We start from the raw sequence: 20,698 nt of genomic DNA on the forward strand, positions 1-20,698 counted from the left end.
GTCAATCCCTTTCCGCATACTCTGGCCGGACCTCCCGGAGAACCCGTGGAGTCCCCTCCTTGGAGAACATGGTGCAATTCCACGACTCGATGATCAGCCTCGTCGGCAACACCCCGCTGGTGAAGCTCAACCGTGTGACCGAAGGGCTTCAGGCGACCGTCCTGGCCAAGGTCGAGTACTTCAACCCCGGCGGTTCGGTCAAGGACCGCATCGCGGTCCGGATGATCGAGGCCGCCGAGCAGAGCGGTGCCCTCAAGCCCGGTGGCACCATCGTGGAGCCGACCAGCGGCAACACCGGTGTAGGACTCGCCATCGTGGCCCAGCAGAAGGGTTACAAGTGCATCTTCGTCTGTCCTGACAAGGTCTCGATGGACAAGATCAACGTGATGCGCGCGTACGGCGCCGAGGTCGTGGTCTGCCCGACCGCCGTCGACCCCGAGCACCCGGACTCGTACTACAACGTGTCCGACCGCCTCGCTCGCGAGCCCGGCGCCTGGAAGCCCGACCAGTACAGCAACGCGAACAACCCCCGTTCGCACTACGAGACCACCGGTCCCGAGCTGTGGGACCAGACGGACGGGAAGATCACCCACTTCGTCGCGGGCGTCGGCACCGGCGGCACGATCTCCGGCACCGGCAACTACCTCAAGGAGGTCAGCGGCGGGAAGGTCAAGGTCATCGGCGCCGACCCCGAGGGTTCGGTCTACTCCGGCGGATCCGGCCGCCCGTACCTCGTCGAGGGCGTCGGCGAGGACTTCTGGCCGACCGCCTACGACCCGAACGTGACCGACGAGATCATCGCGGTGTCCGACAAGGACTCCTTCCAGATGACCCGCCGCCTCGCCAAGGAAGAGGGCCTGCTCGTCGGCGGCTCCTGCGGCATGGCCGTCGTCGCCGCGCTGCGTGCCGCCGAGGGCCTCGGTCCGGACGACGTCGTCGTCGTCCTGCTGCCCGACAGCGGCCGCGGCTACCTCAGCAAGATCTTCAGCGACGAGTGGATGGCCGGACACGGCTTCCTGGAGGAGGCCGGCCCCTCCGCGCGCATCGGCGAGGTCCTCAAGGACAAGGAGGGCGGCATCCCCTCCCTCGTCCACATGCACCCCGAGGAGACCGTCGGCGAGGCCATCGAGGTCCTGCGCGAGTACGGCGTCTCGCAGATGCCGATCGTCAAGCCGGGCGCCGGCCACCCCGACGTGATGGCCGCCGAGGTCATCGGCTCCGTCGTCGAGAAGGAACTCCTGGCGGCGCTGTTCGCCCAGCGGGCCAACCTCGGGGACCCGCTGGAGAAGCACATGAGCGCGCCCCTGCCGCAGGTCGGATCCGGCGAACCGGTGTCCGAGCTGATGGCCGTCCTCGGTGAGGCCGACGCGGCGATCGTGCTGGTCGAGGGCAAGCCCACCGGCGTCGTCAGCCGCCAGGACCTGCTGGCGTTCCTCGCCAAGGGCGCGAAGTAGGCCCGACGCGCAAACGGTACGGGCCCGACACGCGACGGCAGCACCGGCTTAACACGGCCCCGGCACAGTGGTGGTTGTCGGCGAGAACGCGCAGCGCTCCTCGCCGGCCCACCGACTGGTGTCGGCGTGGCTCCGGAGCGGCTCCCGGACCGTGACGACGCCATGGACGCGGACGGCCCTGACCCGGCCCGTGTCCATCGCGGGGACCGCCGTCGTCCCGCCCCCGGGTAACCGGGGTGCGGCGGTCCCCGCGCTTACGCTCGCTCTTCTTGAGGGCTCGGTTCGCCTCCGGGGCGCTTGCGGCCCGACTCGCAGGCTCCACGTGCTCATACCGCTCGTTCCTCGCGGTCTTCCGCGCGAGGAGCCTGTTCCCCGGGCGCGCCCCTTCGGCTCACTCGCCCCTGCGGGCGCGGAGGGGGCGCAGGGACTTGGTCGCGTGGACGAAGTTCACCGCCACGATGCCCGCCAACGCCACCAGCAGGCCCTTGAACCCGGTCTGGACGGCGGCGATCGCGGAGAGCGGGATCGCCAGCACCAGCGTGATGATGGCGAAGCCGAAGCGTTCCCCGAAGTTGCTGTCCGGGGACGCCGCGCGGTGATCGCCCCGGGCGGCCGCCAGGCGTTCCTCGGCCAGCCGCCGGCGGAGCTGGACGTCCACCTTCTCGACGAACGAGTCCACCAGCGCGGACTCGTACTCGCTCCCCAGCTCCCGCCGCGCGTCCAGCGTCGCGTCGAGTTCCTTCTTCAGCTCTTGGCGTTCCATGCCCTCAGGCTAGGGACCGCCGGGCGCCCCGGCACTGGGGCTGTCCCCCGTCTCGCGGAGCGGCCGGCGGCTTGCCGTCCTGCATAACCGCATGCAGAGTGCTCGGTGACTGAATATTCACCGGGACGGGGACGGAGGCGACGGGATGAGCGACAGCCCGGCCGCGCGGCTGCAGAAGCTCTTCGAGGGGCACCGGCTGACGCCGACTCAGCGGCGGATCGCGCACTGCATGGTGCGCGGGGCGGCGGAGGTGCCGTTCCTGTCGAGCGTCGAGCTCGCGGAACTGGCCGGGGTGAGCCAACCGTCCGTGACCCGCTTCGCGGTGGCCCTCGGCTTCGACGGGTACCCGGCGCTGCGCCGCCACCTGCGCGAGGTGGCGCCGCCCGTCGGGCAGGGCGAGGCCGGGAGCGCGGACGCGTACAACGAGTACCAGCAGGCGGTGCAGGGCGAGATCGAGAACCTGCGCCGGTTGTCGGCGATGCTCGCGGATCCCGGGCCGGTCGTCGAGGCGGGGCGGCTGCTGGCGGGCTCCACCCCGTTGCCGGTGCTCGGCCTGCGGGCCGCGTCCTCGCAGGCGCGCGGGTTCGCGTACTTCGCCGCCAAGGTCCACCCCGACGTACGGCTGCTCGACGAGGGCGGCTCCATGCTCGCCGACCGGATCGACGCGGCCGTGGCCGCCGGGGCGTCGGCGCTGCTGTGCTTCGCGCTGCCCCGGCATCCGCGGGAGGTGGCGGAGGCGCTCGAACACGGGCGGGCGGCCGGGTTGACCGTGGTGACCGTCGCCGATTCGGCGTTCGCCCCGGTGGCCCGCCACAGCGACCTGCTGATCCCGGCGCCCGTCGGCACCGGGCTGGCCTTCGACACGGCGTGCGCGCCGATGCTGCTGGGCCGGGTGCTGTTGGAGGCGATGGCGGACGCCCTCCCGGACGCCCAGGCGCGACTGGAGGCCTTCGACGCCCGGGCCGCGGCGCGCGGGCTGTTCGTGGAGTAGCGCGCGGACCGGGGCGGGGGCGGGGCCGCGGCTCAGCGGTAGTCGAGCTCGGCGAGTTCGGTGGCGAGACGGTTGCGCAGCGCCGGGACGCGGCCCAGGACGGGCAGCGCGGTGTTGCGTACGGCGCGCAGGACCGGGTTGCGGGTGGTCGCGATGCGGGTCATCCGGTCGGTGAAGGCCACCACGCGCAGGGCGACGGGGCGGCGCGTCGCCTCGTACGCGTCCAGCCTGCCGTTGGTCAGGGCCCGGCCGAGGGCGTGGGCGTCCTGGATGCCGGTGTTCATGCCCTGACCGCCGGCCGGGCTGTGCACGTGGGCGGCGTCCCCGGCGAGCACCATCCGTCCGGCGCGGTAGCGGTCGGCGACCCGGTGGTGGACGTGGAACCGGGAGGACCACAGGACCCCGGTGACACGGGCCTGACCGGGGGCGCGCTCGTCCAGGAGCGCCTGGACGAAGCCGAGTTCCGGTTCGGCGGGCGCCCGGTCCGCGGTGGCGACGATCCGGTAGCGGCGGCCGTCCTCGCCGGGCAGCGGGGCGACGACGGTGAGACCGGACGCGCCGAAGGTGAGCGAGACCTCCCGGGGGCCCGGCGCCCAGTCCCTGGTGACGTCGGCGAGGGCGAAGGACTCCTCGTACGAACTGCCGGTGAAACCGATCCCGGCCGCCTCGCGGACGACGCTGTGCATGCCGTCGGCGCCCACGACGCGGTCGGCGCGCAGGGTCTCGCCGGTCGCGGTGGTCAGGGTGACGCCCTGCCGGTCCTGGGTGAGGCCGGTGACCTCGTACGGGCGGTGGACCTCGCCGCCCAGCGCGCGCAGCCGGTCGAGCAGCACCGCCTCGGTCTCGTACTGCGGAACCATCAGCGCGTACGGGTGGGCGGTCCGCAGCCCGTCGAAGGGGATCGCGGTCAGGACGCGGGCGCCGTCGCGGATCCGGAACCGGGTGACGGGGACGCCGCGGCCGATCAGTTCGGCGGACAGCGCGCCGGAGGGGTCCAGCTCGTCGAGGACCTCCAGGGTGCGGGCGTGGACGACGGCGGCGCGGGAGGTGTTGGCCCCCTCGGCCTGCCGGTCGAGGAGCACGAAGTCGAGGCCGGCCCGGGCGAGGGTGACGGCGAGCGTGAGGCCGGTGGGGCCGGCTCCGACGATGGCGACCTCGGTGCGGGCGGGGAGCGCGGGACGGGTCACGGGGGTGCCTCCTCCAGGATGCCAACGAGTGTTGGCCAACGTCTGTTGACTTCAGGGTGCGCCTGCTTCGGTGGCATGTCAACGATCGTTGGCCTACATTCGTTGGCATGGCAGCACACGAGGTGGGGAGCAGGGGCGCGCAGACCAGGGCGGCGATCCTGCGGGCGGCGCGCGAACGGTTCGCCGCACAGGGGTACGAACGCACGACGATCCGGGCCGTCGCCGCCGACGCCGACATCGACCCGTCGATGGTCATGCGCTACTTCGGCAACAAGGAGAAGCTGTTCGACGCCGCGCTCGCCGTGGACCTGCGGTTGCCGGACCTCGGCGCGGTGGCGGAGGGGGACCTGCCGGGGGCGCTCGTGCGCCACTTCGTGGAGCGGTGGGAAGGGGACCCGTCCGACGACGCGCTCCTGGTGCTGCTGCGCTCGGCGGTCACGAACGAGCGGGCCGCGGAGCGGATGCGGGAGACGTTCGCCGGGCAGGTCGCGCCGGCGCTGGCCGCCGCGCTCGGCCCGGAGCGGGCGGAGCGGGTGGCCGGCCTGGTGGCCGCCCAACTGCTCGGGCTGGGCCTGGCCCGCTACCTGCTGCGGCTGCCGGGGGTGGTGTCGCTGAGCGCGGAGGCGGTGGTGGCGGGGCTGACCCCCGCGGTGCGCGCGACGCTCGCCGCGTCGGACTGACCCGCCGGCCCCCGCGGTTTCAGAGGAGGGCGTCCGGGTGGTCGCCGCCCGCCTCGGCGACGATCGCGGACAGCGGCTGCGCCGGGCGGACCGGGGCGAAGGCGACCCCTGCGGAGGCGTCCACGGTGAACCCGTGGACCGCCGGACGGGGCAGGCTGTTGTAGTCGTGGTGGGCGGTGAAGAAGTACGCCCCGGTGTCGGGGACGGCGATCAGGTCCCCCGGGGCCAGTTCCGGCAGCTCCCGGGCCGTGGCCAGCAGGTCCCCGGCGAAGCAGGCCGGCCCCGCGACGTCCTGCGCGACGGGGACCCCGGCCTTGGGGAGCCCCTTCGCGTCGTACGGCAGGATTCGCAACGGCCAGGACGCGGGGGCGTACACCGTGCGGGTGGCGACCTGCACCCCGGCGTGGGTGACGGCGATGGGGCGGCCGCCGGTCGCCTTCGTGTACTCCACCCGCGCCAGGACGAGCCCGTGCTTGGCCGTCAGGGAGCGGCCGAACTCCGTGACCAGGCCGTAGGCGCCCGAGAACAGTCCGGGCGCGGCCGACCGCAGGGCCGTCACGTACTGCGCGTACGTCGGGGTCTCGGCGTCCGAGGAGAAGTTCACCGGCAGGCCGCCCCCGATGTCGAGGGTGTCGACCTGCCGGCGCCCGGCCGCCGCGTTGATCTCCTCGGCCAGGGCGTACAGCTCCCGCACCCCCTCCGCGATCAACGGCAGGGGTACGCCCTGGGAGCCCGAGTGGGTGTGCAGCCGGGTGAGCCACGGCCGGTCCGCGTACGCCCGTACCAGCCACGCGCGCGCCCCCGGGTCGCGCAGCGGGACGCCGAACTTCGAGGTGGCCGTGGCCGTGGACAGGGCGTCGATGGCGCCCGCGCCCGTCTGCGGGTTGATCCGCACACCGATCGGGGACCGGGTGGGGGCGGCCGCGACCAGGGCGTCGATGCGGCGCAGCTCCTGCCGGTTGTCGGCGTTGACGGCGATGCCCAGGGCGAGGGCCTCGCGCAGTTCCGCCGGGGTCTTGGCGGGGGAGTCCAGCACGGTGCGCTCCGGCGCGACCCCGGCCGCCCGGGCCAGCGCCAGTTCGCCGGGGCTCGCGACCTCGCAGCCGATCCCGAGGGACGACAGCAGCCGGAGCACCGGGACCAGGGGGCAGGCCTTCACCGCGAAGGCGTGCAGGACGGGGGCGCCGGCCGGCAGGGCGGCGGCGAACGCGCCGGTCAGGGCGGCGGCCGAGGCGCGGATCCCGGCGGTGTCCAGCAGGCACACCAGGGGCCGAGGGTCCAGCAGGCCCTGTTCCACGGCGGCCCGTACGGCCCGGTCCCGGCGGGTGGCGGCGCTCTGCGCGTGCGTGTCGGCGGCCATGTCCGCCATCCCATCATCCGACGGGGCCGGCCGCAGCTGTTGACTGAATCTATTCAGGAAGGAAGGATGTGAATGGATTGACCTACACCGGAGGAGGCACCGCCATGTCAGGACCCCGCCCCGTACGGGCCGCGCGAGGCACCGAACTCAGCACCCTGGGATGGCAGCAGGAGGCCGCGCTGCGGATGCTCCAGAACAACCTCGACCCCGAGGTCGCCGAACACCCCGACAAGCTGGTCGTCTACGGCGGCACCGGCAAGGCCGCCCGCGACTGGCGCTCGTACGACGCCATGGTCCGCACCCTCCAGACCCTCAAGCAGGACGAGACGATGCTCGTCCAGTCCGGCCGCCCGGTCGGCGTGATGCAGACCCACGAGTGGGCGCCGCGCGTCCTGCTCGCGAACTCCAACCTGGTCGGCGACTGGGCCAACTGGGAGGAGTTCCGCCGCCTGGAGCACCTCGGCCTCACCATGTACGGCCAGATGACCGCCGGTTCCTGGATCTACATCGGCACCCAGGGCATCCTCCAGGGCACCTACGAGACCTTCGCCGCCGTCGCCGCCAAGAAGTTCAACGGGACCCTGGCCGGCACCATCACCCTCACGGCGGGCCTCGGCGGCATGGGCGGCGCCCAGCCGCTGGCCGTCACCATGAACGACGGCGTCGCGATCTGCATCGACGTCGACCCGCGCGCCATCGACCGCCGCATCGAGCACCGCTACCTCGACGTCAAGGCCGACAACCTGCGCCACGCGCTCCAGTTGGCCGTCGAGGCCCGCGACGCCCGCAAGCCGCTCTCCATCGGCCTGCTCGGCAACGCGGCCGACCTCCTGCCGCAGATGCTCGCCGAAGGCGCCCCGATCGACATCGTGACGGACCAGACCTCCGCCCACGACCCGCTCGCCTACCTCCCCGTCGGCGTCGACTTCGACGACATGGCCGACTACGCGGCCAAGGACCCGGCGGGCTTCACCACCCGCGCCCGCGAGTCCATGGCCACGCACGTCGAGGCCATGGTGGGCTTCATGGACGCGGGCGCCGAGGTCTTCGACTACGGCAACTCCATCCGCGGCGAGGCCCAGCTGGCCGGCTACGACCGCGCCTTCGCCTTCCCCGGCTTCGTCCCCGCCTACATCCGGCCGCTGTTCTGCGAGGGCAAGGGCCCCTTCCGCTGGGCCGCCCTGTCCGGCGAGGCCTCGGACATCCACAAGACCGACAAGGCGATGCTGGAGCTCTTCCCCGAGAACGAATCCCTGCACCGCTGGATCAAGATGGCCGGCGAACGCGTGCACTTCCAAGGCCTGCCCGCCCGCATCTGCTGGCTCGGCTACGGCGAGCGCGACAAGGCCGGCGAGCGCTTCAACGAGATGGTCGCCGACGGCACCCTCGCCGCCCCCCTGGTCATCGGCCGCGACCACCTCGACTGCGGCTCGGTGGCCTCCCCGTACCGCGAGACCGAGGCCATGCTCGACGGCTCCGACGCCATCGCGGACTGGCCGCTGCTCAACGCCATGGTCAACGTCGCCTCCGGCGCCTCCTGGGTCTCCATCCACCACGGCGGCGGCGTCGGCATGGGCCGCTCCATCCACGCCGGCCAGGTCACCGTCGCGGACGGCACGAAGCTCGCCGGCGAGAAGATCCGCCGCGTCCTGACCAACGACCCGGGCATGGGCGTCATCCGCCACGTCGACGCGGGCTACGACATCGCCGATTCGGTGGCCGACGAGCGCGGCGTCCGCGTCCCCATGCGCGAGGGCGACGACGCGTGAGCGAGCACCCCGCCGGGGCGACCTCGTTCCACTCCATGTGGGACGAGCTCGCCCCCATCGGCCGCCACGTCGACTCCGGCGGCTACCGCCGACACGCCTGGACCGGCGCCGACGCCGACTGCCGCACCTGGTTCCAGGCACAGGCCGAGGCCCGCGGCCTCGCCTACGAGACGGACCGCAACGGCAACCAGTGGGCCTGGCTCGGCGACCCCCTCGCGGGCGACGCCGTCGTCACCGGCTCGCACCTGGACTCCGTCCCCGACGGCGGGGCCTTCGACGGCCCCCTCGGGGTGGTGTCCTCCTTCGCGGCCCTGGACGAACTCCGCGGGAGGGGAGCGGAGTTCTCCAGGCCCCTGGCCATCACCAACTTCGGCGACGAGGAAGGGGCCCGCTTCGGCCTCGCCTGCGTCGGCTCCCGCCTCGCGGCCGGGCAACTGACCAAGGACAAGGCGTACGAGCTCCGCGACGCGGACGGGATCACCCTGCCCCGCGCCATGGAGGCCGCCGGGTACGACCCCGAGACCATCGGCGCCGACCCCGAACGCCTCGCCCGGATCGGCGCCTTCGTCGAACTCCACGTCGAACAGGGTCGGGCCCTGGACCTGTCCGGGGACCGCGTCGGCATCGCCTCCGCGATCTGGCCGCACGGCCGCTGGCGCTTCGACTTCCACGGCGAGGCCAACCACGCGGGCACCACCCGCCTCGTCGACCGCCGCGACCCGATGCTGACGTACGCGGCGACCGTGCTGGCCGCCCGTACCGAGGCCGCCCTCGCCGGAGCCGTCGCCACCTTCGGGAAGATCGCCGTCGAGCCCAACGGGGTCAACGCCATCCCCTCACTGGTCCGCGGCTGGCTCGACTCGCGCGCCGGCGACCAGGCCACCCTCGACACGGTCGTCACGGCCATCGAGAAGGCCGCCCGCGAGCGCGCCGACCAGGACGGCATCGACCTCGACATCGTCCGGGAGTCCTTCACCCCGGTCGTCGAGTTCGAACACGCCCTGCGCGACGAACTCGACCGGATCCTCGGCGGATCCCTGCCCGTCCTCGGCACCGGGGCGGGACACGACGCGGGAATCCTCTCCGCAGCCGTCCCGACCGCGATGCTGTTCGTACGGAACCCGACCGGCGTCTCCCACTCCCCGAAGGAGTTCGCCGCCGAGGACGACTGCGTGGCCGGAGTCCTGGCCCTCGCCGACGTACTGGAAGGACTCGCGTGCAGGTGACCGCGCACAAGACGTACTGGCTGGAACACGCCTGGCTCGGCACCCACGTCGAGCCGGGCGTGGCCCTGGACGTCACCGCCGACGGGCGGATCGGCGCCCTGCGCACCGACACCGACGGCCCGCCCCCCGGGGCGGAGGTACTGCGGGGCCTCACCGTCCCGGGCCTGGCCAACGCGCACTCCCACGCCTTCCACCGCGCCCTGCGGGGCACGGTCCAGGTCGGCAGCGGCACCTTCTGGACCTGGCGCGACTTCATGTACAAGGTCGCCCAGAACCTCACCCCCGACAGCTACTTCGCGCTGGCCCGCGCGGTGTACGCGGAGATGGCCCTGGCCGGCATCACCAACGTCGGCGAGTTCCACTACGTCCACCACGCGCCCGGCGGCGCCCCCTACGCCGACCCGAACGCGATGGGCGAGGCGCTGATCGAGGCCGCCGCCGCGGCTGGCATCCGCATCACCCTCCTCGACACCGCCTACCTCTCCTCGGGCTTCGGCAAGGCACCCGACCCGCACCAGCGGCGGTTCTCCGACGGCACCGCCGACGCCTGGGCCGAGCGGGTCACCGCCCTCAAGCCCCGCGCGCACGCCCTGATCGGAGCCGCGATCCACTCGGTGCGCGCGGTGCCCGCCGACCAGCTGGCCACCGTCGCCCACTGGGCCGAGCAGCGGCGGGCCCCGCTGCACGTCCACCTCTCGGAGCAGACCGCCGAGAACGACGCCTGCCAGGCCGCCCACGGCCGCACCCCCACCCAACTCCTCTCCGACCACGGCGTGCTCGGGCCCCGCACCACCGGTGTCCACAACACCCACCTCACCGACACCGACATCGCCCTCCTCGGCGGAACCTCCACCGGCACCTGCATGTGCCCCACCACCGAACGCGACCTCGCCGACGGCATCGGCCCCGCGACCCGCCTCCAGCACGCGGGCAGCCCGCTCTCCCTCGGCAGCGACAGCCACGCCGTGATCGACCTGCTCGAAGAGGCCCGCGCGATGGAGCTGAACGAGCGGCTGCGCAGCCGCACCCGCGGCCACTGGACGGCGCACGCCCTGCTCTCGGCCGCCACCGAGGACGGGCACGCCGCCCTGGGCCTGCCCGACGCGGGCCGGCTGGAGACGGGCGCGCTCGCGGACTTCACCACGATCGCCCTGGACTCCGTACGGACCGCGGGCCCGCTGCCCCGGCTGGCCGCCGAGACCGCCGTGTTCGCCGCGTCCGCCGCCGACGTCCGCCACACCGTGGTGGGCGGCCGGCACGTCGTCCGCGACGGCGCGCACACCCTCGTCGGGGACGTGGCGGCCGCCCTTTCCGAGTCGATCGCGGCCGTCCGCGGCTGACCGGCCGAACGATCCGGGGCGGAGCCCGGGCAACCCCGAGAGGAACCATGACCACCACCGTCATCACCAACATCGGCAGCCTCGTCACCAACGACCCGGCCCTCGGCGACGGCAGCCCCCTCGGCCTGATCGAGAACGCGGCCGTCGTCATCGAGGACGAGCGCGTCGCCTGGGTCGGCCCCGCCGACCGGGCGCCCGCCGCCGACCGGGACGTCGACGCCGCGGGCCGGGCCGTCATCCCCGGCTTCGTCGACTCCCACTCGCACCTGGTGTTCGCGGGCGACCGCACCGCCGAGTTCAACGCCCGGATGTCCGGGCGCGCCTACTCCGCCGGCGGCATCCGCACCACCGTCGCCGCCACCCGCGCCGCCACGGACGACGCACTCGAAGCCAACCTGCTGCGCCACCTCGACGAGGCCCGCCGCCAGGGCACCACCACCTTCGAGACCAAGTCCGGCTACGGACTCACCGTCGCCGACGAGGCCCGCGCCCTGCGCATCGCCGCCGCGCACACCGAGGAGGTCACCTACCTCGGCGCGCACATCGTCTCCCCCGACTACGCCGACGACCCCGCCGGCTACGTGGACCTCGTCACCGGCGAGATGCTGACGGCCTGCGCCCCGCACGCCCGCTGGGTGGACGTGTTCTGCGAGCAGGGCGCCTTCGACGGCGACCAGGCCCGCGCGATCCTGACCGCCGGCGCGGCGGCCGGGCTGATCCCGCGCATCCACGCCAACCAGCTCTCCCACGGCCCCGGCGTCCAACTCGCCGTCGAGCTGGAGGCGGCCTCCGCCGACCACTGCACCCACCTCACGGACGCCGACGTCGACGCCCTCGCCCAGGCCTCGGCCACCACCGTCGCCACCCTGCTGCCCGGCGCCGAGTTCTCCACCCGCGCCCGGTGGCCCGACGCCCGCCGGCTCCTGGACGCGGGCGCCACCGTGGCCCTGTCCACGGACTGCAACCCCGGTTCCTCCTACACGAGTTCGATGCCGTTCTGCATCGCGCTCGCCGTCCGGGACATGCGGATGACCCCCGACGAGGCGCTCTGGTCCGCGACCGCCGGCGGTGCCCGCGCCCTGCGCCGCACCGACATCGGCACGCTCGCCCCCGGTGCCCGCGCCGACCTGGTCCTGCTGGACGCCCCCAGCCACGTCCACCTCGCCTACCGCCCCGGCGTCCCGCTGGTCTCCGCGGTCTGGCAGCGAGGGATCCGCGCCGTCTGACCCGAGCGCGCACGAGAACGCGCGAGCGACCACGAGAACGCGCGAGCGACCACACGGGCGCGCACGAGCACACCCACGGGCCCGGACCGGGCCGGGCCGGCCGAAACCGGTGCGTCCGACGCGCCGTCGAACCACGCCGACCGGCCGCCGATCCGGGCCCGTCCCGTGTCTTCCCTCCGTGAGGCCCCCGGCGTACCTTGAGCCACCAATCTGATGTGCCGTCAGTAACTTGTCGGACATCCCCGGTTCACGGTTCGAGGGGAAGACGAAGGTGTCCCACCGCAAACGCACCACCGCGCTCGCGCTGGCCTCCGCGCTGGCCGGATCGGCGGCCGTCCTGACGCTCGCCCCCTCGGCCCACGCCGACGTGGTCGACGTCGCCTACAACTGCGCGACACCCATCGGGGACAAGTCGGCCGTCTCGCCCATCGACATCAAGGCGGTCAAGGCGGGCGACGGCTACAAGTTGACGATGTCCTTCCAGAAGGGCGTCTCCTCCAGCCCCATCGAGCTCGGCAAGGGCGCCATGAGCCCCGGCGCCGTCATCCTCGTCGGGGGCGCCGAGAAGGGCTCCGTCCCCGTCTCCGGCCCGCCCAACCCCGAGGCCGTGCCTCCCGACACCCCCATCAAGATCACCGACCTCTCGGGCACCTACACCCCCAAGAAGAGCGGCAAGGTCACCTTCACCGCCGGCGTGCTCACCATCAAGGCCATGGGCACCACCACCACCTGCACCCCCGGCAACAGCCCGGGGCCCTCCCTCGAACTCGACGTCACCGCCCCCGGCGGCGCCGCGGCCCCACCCCCCGCGCCCGGGGCGGCGGGCGGCGACAGCCTCCCCCAGACCGGCCCCGCCGACTCCGCCCTCGCGCTCGGCACCCTCGGCGCCACCGTGCTGCTCTCCGGCGCCGCAGGCGTGCTCTGGCTGACCCGGCGCGGCCGGCAGGCCCGGCCCTGAACGGAGCGGCCCCGCCCATGCCCGTGCCCCCCACCCCCCGCCGCCCCGGCCCCGCCGCCCGGAGCCTCGGCCCCGCCGCCCGGAGCCTCGGCCCCGCCGCCCGGAGCCTCGGCCCCGCCGCCCGGAGCCTCGGCCCCGGCGCCCGGAGTCCGGGCCCCGCGCTCCGTCGCCTCGGCCCCGCGCTCCGCCGCCTCGGCCCCGTGCTCCTCGCCGTCGCCGTGCTGCTCCTCGGCGCGCCCGCCGCCGTCGCCGACGAGCCCGGCTGGACCGCCGAACCGGCCGCCGGCCGGTCCGCCGGCGCCGTGCGCCCGTACTTCTACCTGGCCGGAACCTCCGGCAGCGTGCTGGAGGACCGCCTCGCCCTGACCAACACCACCGACCGGGAGCGCACCCTCACCCTGCGCGGCGCCGACGCCTACAACACCGCCGACGGCGCCCTCGCGGTACGCCCCGCCCGCGCGTCCACCGGCGCCGGCTCCTGGCTGAGCTTCGGCGCGAGCGCGACCGTGCGGATCCCGCCCCGCACCCGCGCCGTGGTCCCCTTCACCGTCTCCGTGCCACCCGCGACCCCGCCGGGCGACCACCCCGCCGCCATCGTCGCCGCCGAATCCGGCCACGAGGTCGGCGTACGGATCCACCTGCGCGTCGGCGGCCCGACCCTGGCCGCCCTCACCGTCGAGGACGTCTCCCTGCGCGGCAAGGGCGCGGCGACGCGCGTCGCCTACACCCTCGTCAACCGCGGCAACGTGGCCCTCGTCCCCGCACTCGCCCTCCAGGCGCGGGGCCGTTTCGGCGAGGTCCCGGGGCGCGCCGCCCACGCCCTGCCGGTGGAACTGCTGCCCGGCCAGAGCGTCGAACTCACCGAACCCTGGCCCGGCGCCCCGGTGTTCGACCAGGTCAACCTCACCCTCACCGTCACCGCCCCGGGCGGCCCGCGGGCCACGGCCGGCGCCTCCGAGTGGCTGGTGCCCTGGGGCGTGGCCGGCTGGACGGGCCTCGGGCTGCTCGTCCTCGGCGCGACCACCACGGCCGCGCTGCTCCTCGTACGCACGCGACGGACGGCCCGCGAGGAACCGCCGCAGGCCCCGGGACCCGTACCGGGACAGAGCCAACCGGTGGCGAACGCACACGAGTTGACGGGAGCATCCAGGTGAGTGCCCAGGTGAGTGCCAAGGCGAGCGCCCAGGTGAGCGCCAAGGCCGACGGGACGGGCGGGGCCCTCGCCGCCGCGGGGTGGTCGGCGGTGTCGGCCGTCGTGGTCTCGGCCCTGGGCTTGGCCTTGGCAGCCTTGGCTGCCCTGACCGTGTTCCCGGCGACCCCGGCCGCGGCCGCCGAGACCAAACCCACCGTGGCGCTGTCCCTCCAGGAGGTCGCCAAGGGCACCGGGATCACGGTCACCGGCGCCGGCTGGCGGGCCAAGACCATGGTGATGCTGCTGGTCTGCGGTCAGAACATGATCGGCGGCACCAACAGTTGCGCGAACGCCGACGGCGTCGCGGTCGCGGTGGCCGCCGACGGGCGGTTCACCGCCCAACTCCCGGTCGTGGAACCCCCCAAGCCCTGCCCCTGCGTGGTGAACGTGACCTCCGTCAACGGGGACCAGTCCACCGTCGCCACACCGCTGAAGATCACCGACCACCCGGTGGCCGAGCTGCCCACCGACTCCGGAACGGCCCGCCTCGCGGTGCTGACGGGGGTCCGGCTGGAGGGCGACGACGGGGTCCTGACCTGGTTCGGCGCGCCTCCCACCCGGAAGTTCACCGTCACCGTCGGAAACCTCGGGTCCGCTCCCGTCACCGACCCCGTCTTCCAACTCGGCACCGCCCACGGGGTGTTCGCCCCGCTGTGGGAGGAGACCCGCTGGAAGGGCACCGTCCCGCCCGGCGGCAAGGCGGAGATCCGCCTGGACACCACCCTCTCGGCGGGCGCCCACGGCGACCACACCGTCTCCCTCAAGTACGGGGACAAGGTCCTGGCCACCCAGCCGTGGGGCGTGGACCGCCCGTACGGGGTCCTGCTGTTCTGGGGTCTGCTCCTGCTGGTCGTCCCGGCCGCCGTCTTCCGCGTCGGCATGGCCGTCGTCGACCGGGTCCGGCCCGGCGGGGTTGCGATCGGTGGCCGCCACCGGGGCGCCGAGGCACTGGACGCGGCGGCCTCGGCCGTGACGGCCCGACTGCCGCGGATCCCGGCCGTACGGGGATCCGCACCCGCCCCGCCCGCCGACACCCCGGCGGCCTCCCCCCAGACCACCACGGCGGTCCTGCCGTGGTTCACCCCGGACAGCGCGCCGGGACCCGAAGCACCACCAGGCCCACCTGCCCCACAGGCGTCCGCACCGTCTGAGAACCGTCCGACAACGAAGGGACATTCGTGAAGACCCAACGGAGGGTGAGCGCGGCCGCTGTCGCGCTGCTGTTCGGCGGCGCGGGCATCCTGCTGGCGGCCGCCCCCGCCCAGGCGGCCGACGCCACGTTCAAGGTGAAGTGCGTACCGCCCGCGGGCGGCGGCGCCCCGGTGGAGGGCGAGACCACCGCCAAGATCACCGCGCCCGCGACGGCCAAGGTCGGCGACGAGGTCGACGTGTCGTGGGAGACGGTCAAGCCCGCCTCCAACAACACGGACCTGATGGTGATCCCCAAGGACTCCGTGGTGCCCACCGGCTGGTTCACGGTGAGCGGCGGCGGGGCCGAACTGAAGGTCGTCGGGGAGAAGAAGAACCCGGAGATCCCGAAGAAGGCCCCGATGGTCATGTCGACCATGAAGGGCAAGCTCAAGCTCAGCAAGGCGGGGAAGGTCACCCTGACGCCCGGCCGGTACGAGGTCGCCGTCTCCTTCCCCTTCGGCACCTTCGTCACCAAGTGCGCCCCGGTGGGCACCGTGACGGGCGGCACCACCATCGACGTCTCGGCCGGTTCGACGGGCGGGACGACGACGGGCGGCGCGACGACGGGCGGGGCAACCACCGGGGGCGCGACGACCGGCGGAGCCACCACGGGCGGAGCCACCACCGGGGGAGCCACCACCGGGGGCGCGACCACCGGCGCCTCCACCACCGGCTCCACCACGGGTGGCGGCGGCGGTCAGACCGACTTCCCGGGCAAGGCCGTCGAGGTCGCCTTCGACTGCGGCCCGGTCGTCCCCGGCGGCATCAAGACCCCGGTCACCGTCAACGCCAGGAAGAACGGCGGCGCCTACGACCTGACGGTCAAGACCGCCAAGGGCGCGATGGCCGCCCCCATGGCCCTGCCCGCAGGTGCCCTCAAGCCCTCGATGAACATCAAGCTCGGCGGCGCCGACAGCGGCACGGTCAAGGTCTCCGGCCCGGCCAACGCCGAACCGATCCCCGACAAGGCCCCGGTCAGCCTCAGCGACATGACCGGCACCTACAAGCCCGGCAAGACCGGCAAGGTGACGCTGAGCCCCGACCAACTGACCATCGACGTCACCATGGCACCGGGCTCCACGCCCATCAACGTGCCCTGCAAGGCGACCAGCAGCGGCGTCTCGCTGGAACTGGACACCACCGCCCAGTCCGGCGGCTCCGGCTCCCCGGCCTCCACCGGCAGCACGAGCGCGGGCACGCCCTCGGGTTCGGGCGGCCTCGCCGAGACCGGCGCGCAGGACGACGGCGGCATCAAGGCCCTGGCCCTGGTCGCCGGCACGGTGATCCTGCTCGGCGGGGCGGTCTTCACCTTCACCCCGTGGCGCCACCTGCGCGGCACCCGGTAGCAGCGGGAAATCGAACGGCCCGGCACACCTCGCGGTGTGCCGGGCCGTTCGTCGTGCGGGGGTCGGGCTAGTGGACGCTGCCCATCAGGGACTGGACCTTCTTGCGGTACGAGAAGATCGCGAAGCCGGCGAGGACGGCGGCGGTCGCCTCCAGGGCGATCACCCCGGTGCCGTTCAGGTCCACTCCGCCGATGGACAGGAGGCTGGTGGTGCAGTCACCGGCGGTGACCGCGAGGAACCAGACGCCCATCATCTGGGACGCGTACTTCTGGGGCGCCATCTTCGTGGTCACCGACAGGCCGACGGGGGACAGGCACAGCTCACCGATGGTCTGGATCATGTAGATCGAGACCAGCCACATCGGGGAGACCTTGCCGTCGACCGCCATGTTCATCGGGACGATGAAGACGAAGAACGAGGCACCGACCAGCACCAGGCCCATCGCGAACTTCACGATGGTGTTCGGCTCCTGGTTCTTGCGGGCCAGCCACAGCCACAGCCAGGCGAAGACCGGGGCGAGAGCCATCACGAACAGCGGGTTCAGCGACTGGTACCAGGTGGCCGAGAAGCCGAAGCCGAAGACGCTGCCCGCGGTCTTGGAGTCGGCGAACAGGGAGAGCGTGGAGCCACCCTGGTCGTAGATCATCCAGAAGACGGCGGCGGCGACGAAGAACCAGATGTAGGCCGTCATCTTCGACTGCTCGGTGTTCGACAGGTCCCGGTCGCGCTTGATGCGCGTCAGCACGGCGATCGGGATGATCAGACCGGCCAGGGTCAACGGCACCAGCGCCCAGTTCAGGGTGTAGAAGCCCAGCGCGACAACAGCGCCGTAGAAGACCGCGATGCCCACGGCGGCGAGCACGGCCTTCGTGATGACGGCCTTGCGCTCCTCGGCGGACAGCGGGTTCGGAACCAGGCTGCTCTTGGGGCTCAGGTGCTTGGTGCCGAGCAGGAACTGCGCGAGGCCCAGGCCCATGCCGGCGGCGGCGAGGGCGAAGCCCAGGTGCCAGTTGTATTCCTTGCCGACCGTTCCGACGATGAACGGGGCGATGAAGGCGCCGAGGTTGATGCCGATGTAGAAGAGGGTGAAGCCACCGTCGCGGCGGGGGTCCTCCGGGCCTTCGTACAGGTGGCCGACCATGGTGGAGATGTTGGCCTTCAGCAGGCCGGAACCGGCGGCGACGAGGATCAGACCGACGAAGAACATCGCCTGGCCGGGGAGGGCCAGGGAGAGGTGACCACCCATGATCACGAAACCGGCGATGGCGACCGTCTTGCGGGCGCCCCAGACGCGGTCGCCGAACCAACCGCCGGGCATCGCCATGAGGTAGACCATGGAGACGTACACGGAGTAGATGGCCGTCGTCGTGGCCGCGGTCATGGCCAGACCGCCGCCCTGCGAGCCGGTGGCCGCGTCGGCACCGCCCGAGACCAGGTAGTAGACCAGCAGTGCGCGCATGCCGTAGTAGGAGAACCGCTCCCACATCTCGGTCATGAACAGAGTGGCCAGGCCACGGGGGTGGCCGAAGAAGGTCTTCTCCGCGGACGGATCCGCCGAGTCCTTCGTCAGGCTGGAAGCCATGGTCGATCCTTGCTTGCTCGGGACGCGTGGCTTCGTGAGCTGAACGGCGCCCGGTGGGGGGTGGCCGGCACCGGCGACGGATGTCCCACCCCACGCCCCGGGGTCTCGCCCTCCGGGATGCCGGGGACGAAGGGTCAGCCGTAACCGGGATCCACGCCCCGCGCGCATCTCGCGCGCAGGGCCCGGCCCACAGGTCATTCACTGTCATCTGGGTCGGTTGAACCGACCAGAGCAGAATTTGAGGATCCCGGTGCGCATTTCGGCACAAAGATCCCCGGAGTAGTGCATCAGGCGTCTCGCCACCATACGACACGACACTGCGGGATATGGAAGGACTTGAGAGATGGATCACAGGCGAGCCGGGAACCGTTTGGCCATTTTCGAAGGCCGTAAGTCCCTCGTGTACCCAGATAGAGAGGGGTCTATCGGCGTGCCCCTCCTTTGACCCCGTGCGGACTACCATCACCCACATGACGCGTGTACTGCTCGCCGAGGACGACGCATCCATCTCGGAACCCCTGGCCCGCGCCCTGCGCCGGGAGGGCTACGAGGTCGAGGTCCGGGAGGACGGCCCCACCGCCCTGGACGCGGGACTGCAGGGCGGCGTCGACCTCGTCGTCCTGGACCTCGGGCTGCCCGGGATGGACGGCCTGGAAGTGGCCCGACGGCTGCGGGCCGAGGGACACGGGTTCCCGATCCTCGTCCTCACCGCCCGGGCCGACGAGGTCGACACGGTCGTCGGCCTCGACGCCGGCGCCGACGACTACGTGACCAAGCCGTTCCGGCTCGCCGAACTGCTGGCCCGGGTACGGGCCCTGCTGCGCCGCGGCGCCACCGAGGCCTCCCAGCCGCCCGCCACCCACGGCGTGCGGATCGACGTCGAGTCGCACCGCGCCTGGATGGGGGAGGAGGAGCTCCAGCTCACCGCGAAGGAGTTCGACCTCCTGCGGGTCCTCGTCCGGGACGCCGGCCGGGTCGTCACCCGCGACCAGTTGATGCGAGAGGTGTGGGACACCACCTGGTGGTCCTCCACCAAGACCCTCGACATGCACATCTCCTGGCTGCGCAAGAAGCTCGGCGACGACGCCGCCAACCCCCGCTACATCGCCACCGTCCGGGGCGTCGGCTTCCGGTTCGAGAAGAGCTAGTACTTACTGAGTCATGCGCCGCCGCCTGATCAACTCCACGCTCGCCGTGGTGCTCGTCGTGATCGCCGTGTTCGGGGTCTCCCTGGTCATCGTCGAGACCCGGACCATCACCAGCAGCGCCCAGGACCGCATCGGGTCCGAGGCGCTGCGCCTGGTGGGCATCGTCGAGTCGAACGTCCTGGAACACAAGCCGATCAACCCGGCCGCGCTCGCCGAGCAGCTGGACGTGGGCAAGTACGCCCGCATCACCGTCCCGGGGCAGGCTCCCGTGGAGGTCGGCGACCCGATCGACGAGAGCGTCATCCGGGGCACCGCCCACGGCGAGCAGGGCGAGGAAGTGGTCGTCGAGGCCACCCGCTCGACGGTCACCCGGGAGGTCGGGCGCACCCTGGCCGTGGTCGGCGCGGTGGCGCTGCTGGCGGTCGTGGCGGCCGTACTGCTCGCCGTACGCCAGGCCAACCGGCTGGCCTCCCCCCTCACCGACCTCGCGGAGACGGCGGAGCGGCTGGGGTCGGGCGACCCGCGACCGCGGCACAAGCGGTACGGGGTTCCCGAGCTCGACCGGGTCGCGGACGTGCTGGACTCCAGCGCGGAGCGGATCGCGCGGATGCTGACGGCGGAGCGGCGGCTCGCCGCGGACGCCTCGCACCAGCTGCGGACCCCGCTGACGGCCCTGTCGATGCGGCTGGAGGAGATCACGGTCACCGAGGACCTGGAGACCGTGCGGGAGGAGGCGACGATCGCCCTCACCCAGGTGGAGCGGCTCACGGACGTGGTCGAGCGGCTCCTGACGAACTCGCGCGACCCGCGCACCGGCTCGGCGGTCCCCTTCGACCTGGACGAGGTCGTCAAACAGCAGGTCGAGGAGTGGCGGCCGGCGTACCGCAGCGCCGGGCGGGCCATCGTGCGCTCGGGGAAGACGGGCATGCGGGCCGTGGGCACCCCGGGCGCGGTCTCGCAGGTACTGGCCACCCTCGTGGAGAACGCGCTCATGCACGGCGGCGGCACGGTCGCGCTGCGTACCCGGGTGACCGGCAACCAGGCGGTGCTGGAGGTCACGGACGAGGGACCCGGCGTCCCTGCGGACCTCGGCAACCGGATCTTCGAGCGGGCCATCAGCGGCCGGAACTCCACCGGCATCGGCCTGGCGGTGGCACGCGACCTCGCGGAGGCCGACGGGGGACGACTGGAGCTGCTGCAGACCCAGCCGCCGGTGTTCGCGCTGTTCCTCAGCCGCACCGCGCCGGAACACGCGGAAGACCCCGAGCCGACGGTGCGCTGAGCG

The 20,698-nt window shown here is 73.0% G+C and carries 17 protein-coding genes; 13 read left to right on the plus strand and 4 right to left on the minus strand.

The genetic code is table 11. From position 1 onward, the window contains the following. Window positions 1-71 precede the first annotated feature (71 nt). Window positions 72-1,454 carry a cystathionine beta-synthase gene (locus ACIRO3_RS21330; RefSeq protein WP_361780058.1) on the plus strand — a complete coding sequence of 461 codons (1,383 nt, stop codon included), beginning with the start codon at window positions 72-74 and terminating at the stop codon, window positions 1,452-1,454. 391 nt (window positions 1,455-1,845) lie between these two features. On the opposite strand, the gene ACIRO3_RS21335 is transcribed toward ACIRO3_RS21330, so the two are convergent. Further along, entirely contained in the window at window positions 1,846-2,217 is a 372-nt protein-coding gene (locus ACIRO3_RS21335) for a hypothetical protein (RefSeq protein WP_404138967.1), read from the minus strand. A 145-nt stretch (window positions 2,218-2,362) separates the two neighbouring features. Here ACIRO3_RS21335 and ACIRO3_RS21340 point away from each other — a divergent pair, with 145 nt between their 5' ends. Then, window positions 2,363-3,208: a MurR/RpiR family transcriptional regulator gene (locus ACIRO3_RS21340; RefSeq protein ID WP_361779956.1), complete on the plus strand. Its 846-nt coding sequence runs from the start codon at window positions 2,363-2,365 to the stop codon at window positions 3,206-3,208. Window positions 3,209-3,240: 32 nt separating this feature from the next. Here ACIRO3_RS21340 and ACIRO3_RS21345 read toward each other — a convergent pair whose 3' ends face one another. Next, window positions 3,241-4,395, minus strand: a complete 1,155-nt coding sequence (locus ACIRO3_RS21345; RefSeq protein ID WP_404138970.1) for an FAD-dependent oxidoreductase — start codon at window positions 4,393-4,395, stop codon at window positions 3,241-3,243. A 107-nt stretch (window positions 4,396-4,502) separates the two neighbouring features. Between ACIRO3_RS21345 and ACIRO3_RS21350 the strand changes: the two genes are divergently transcribed. Next, a complete protein-coding gene (locus ACIRO3_RS21350; protein ID WP_404138973.1) occupies window positions 4,503-5,075 on the plus strand; it encodes a TetR family transcriptional regulator in 573 nt (190 codons plus the stop codon). Window positions 5,076-5,094: 19 nt separating this feature from the next. Here ACIRO3_RS21350 and ACIRO3_RS21355 read toward each other — a convergent pair whose 3' ends face one another. Beyond that, window positions 5,095-6,435: a diaminopimelate decarboxylase gene (locus tag ACIRO3_RS21355; RefSeq protein WP_404138976.1), complete on the minus strand. Its 1,341-nt coding sequence runs from the start codon at window positions 6,433-6,435 to the stop codon at window positions 5,095-5,097. 104 nt (window positions 6,436-6,539) lie between these two features. Here ACIRO3_RS21355 and hutU point away from each other — a divergent pair, with 104 nt between their 5' ends. From hutU to ACIRO3_RS21395, 8 genes are all read left to right on the plus strand, one after another. Continuing rightward, window positions 6,540-8,204, plus strand: coding sequence for a urocanate hydratase (gene hutU / locus ACIRO3_RS21360; RefSeq protein WP_361779944.1), 1,665 nt, complete (start codon window positions 6,540-6,542; stop codon window positions 8,202-8,204). Between the two features lie 35 nt (window positions 8,205-8,239). Then, window positions 8,240-9,430, plus strand: a complete 1,191-nt coding sequence (locus ACIRO3_RS21365; RefSeq protein WP_404139092.1) for an allantoate amidohydrolase — start codon at window positions 8,240-8,242, stop codon at window positions 9,428-9,430. Beyond that, window positions 9,421-10,770 carry a formimidoylglutamate deiminase gene (locus ACIRO3_RS21370; RefSeq protein WP_404138978.1) on the plus strand — a complete coding sequence of 450 codons (1,350 nt, stop codon included), beginning with the start codon at window positions 9,421-9,423 and terminating at the stop codon, window positions 10,768-10,770. The genes ACIRO3_RS21365 and ACIRO3_RS21370 overlap by 10 nt, the downstream gene beginning before the upstream one ends. Window positions 10,771-10,817: 47 nt before the next feature. Continuing rightward, window positions 10,818-11,996, plus strand: coding sequence for an imidazolonepropionase (gene hutI / locus ACIRO3_RS21375; protein WP_361779938.1), 1,179 nt, complete (start codon window positions 10,818-10,820; stop codon window positions 11,994-11,996). Between the two features lie 271 nt (window positions 11,997-12,267). Next, window positions 12,268-12,954 carry an LPXTG cell wall anchor domain-containing protein gene (locus ACIRO3_RS21380; protein ID WP_404139095.1) on the plus strand — a complete coding sequence of 229 codons (687 nt, stop codon included), beginning with the start codon at window positions 12,268-12,270 and terminating at the stop codon, window positions 12,952-12,954. 17 nt (window positions 12,955-12,971) lie between these two features. Beyond that, complete coding sequence (locus ACIRO3_RS21385; RefSeq protein ID WP_404138981.1) at window positions 12,972-14,108, plus strand: hypothetical protein; 1,137 nt, start codon at window positions 12,972-12,974, stop codon at window positions 14,106-14,108. Further along, complete coding sequence (locus tag ACIRO3_RS21390) at window positions 14,105-15,328, plus strand: neocarzinostatin apoprotein domain-containing protein (protein ID WP_404138984.1); 1,224 nt, start codon at window positions 14,105-14,107, stop codon at window positions 15,326-15,328. Before ACIRO3_RS21385 ends, ACIRO3_RS21390 begins: the two co-directional genes overlap by 4 nt. Window positions 15,329-15,342: 14 nt before the next feature. Continuing rightward, window positions 15,343-16,683, plus strand: a complete 1,341-nt coding sequence (locus tag ACIRO3_RS21395; RefSeq protein WP_404138987.1) for a hypothetical protein — start codon at window positions 15,343-15,345, stop codon at window positions 16,681-16,683. A 67-nt stretch (window positions 16,684-16,750) separates the two neighbouring features. On the opposite strand, the gene ACIRO3_RS21400 is transcribed toward ACIRO3_RS21395, so the two are convergent. Next, complete coding sequence (locus ACIRO3_RS21400; RefSeq protein WP_404138990.1) at window positions 16,751-18,265, minus strand: peptide MFS transporter; 1,515 nt, start codon at window positions 18,263-18,265, stop codon at window positions 16,751-16,753. A gap of 470 nt (window positions 18,266-18,735) precedes the next feature. Here ACIRO3_RS21400 and ACIRO3_RS21405 point away from each other — a divergent pair, with 470 nt between their 5' ends. Next, the gene (locus ACIRO3_RS21405; protein ID WP_053681251.1) at window positions 18,736-19,413 is read left to right on the plus strand and encodes a response regulator transcription factor; all 678 of its coding nucleotides are present in this window, start codon (window positions 18,736-18,738) and stop codon (window positions 19,411-19,413) included. Window positions 19,414-19,426: 13 nt separating this feature from the next. Continuing rightward, complete coding sequence (locus ACIRO3_RS21410; protein ID WP_365999955.1) at window positions 19,427-20,695, plus strand: ATP-binding protein; 1,269 nt, start codon at window positions 19,427-19,429, stop codon at window positions 20,693-20,695. Window positions 20,696-20,698: the final 3 nt, after the last annotated feature.

It is taken from the genome of Streptomyces sp. NPDC102278, assembly GCF_044766345.1.
Lineage (GTDB): Bacteria > Actinomycetota > Actinomycetes > Streptomycetales > Streptomycetaceae > Streptomyces.

Bases quoted from the DNA above. Each gene is read 5' to 3' on its own strand.
- ACIRO3_RS21410 (WP_365999955.1), top strand. From the start codon at position 19,427: ATGCGCCGCCGCCTGATCAACTCCACGCTCGCCGTGGTGCTCGTCGTG.
- ACIRO3_RS21335 (WP_404138967.1), bottom strand. From the start codon at position 2,217: ATGGAACGCCAAGAGCTGAAGAAGGAACTCGACGCGACGCTGGACGCG.
- hutI (WP_361779938.1), top strand. From the start codon at position 10,818: ATGACCACCACCGTCATCACCAACATCGGCAGCCTCGTCACCAACGAC.
- ACIRO3_RS21365 (WP_404139092.1), top strand. From the start codon at position 8,240: ATGTGGGACGAGCTCGCCCCCATCGGCCGCCACGTCGACTCCGGCGGC.
- hutU (WP_361779944.1), top strand. From the start codon at position 6,540: ATGTCAGGACCCCGCCCCGTACGGGCCGCGCGAGGCACCGAACTCAGC.
- ACIRO3_RS21385 (WP_404138981.1), top strand. From the start codon at position 12,972: ATGCCCGTGCCCCCCACCCCCCGCCGCCCCGGCCCCGCCGCCCGGAGC.
- ACIRO3_RS21405 (WP_053681251.1), top strand. From the start codon at position 18,736: ATGACGCGTGTACTGCTCGCCGAGGACGACGCATCCATCTCGGAACCC.
- ACIRO3_RS21355 (WP_404138976.1), bottom strand. From the start codon at position 6,435: ATGGCCGCCGACACGCACGCGCAGAGCGCCGCCACCCGCCGGGACCGG.
- ACIRO3_RS21400 (WP_404138990.1), bottom strand. From the start codon at position 18,265: ATGGCTTCCAGCCTGACGAAGGACTCGGCGGATCCGTCCGCGGAGAAG.
- ACIRO3_RS21340 (WP_361779956.1), top strand. From the start codon at position 2,363: ATGAGCGACAGCCCGGCCGCGCGGCTGCAGAAGCTCTTCGAGGGGCAC.
- ACIRO3_RS21350 (WP_404138973.1), top strand. From the start codon at position 4,503: ATGGCAGCACACGAGGTGGGGAGCAGGGGCGCGCAGACCAGGGCGGCG.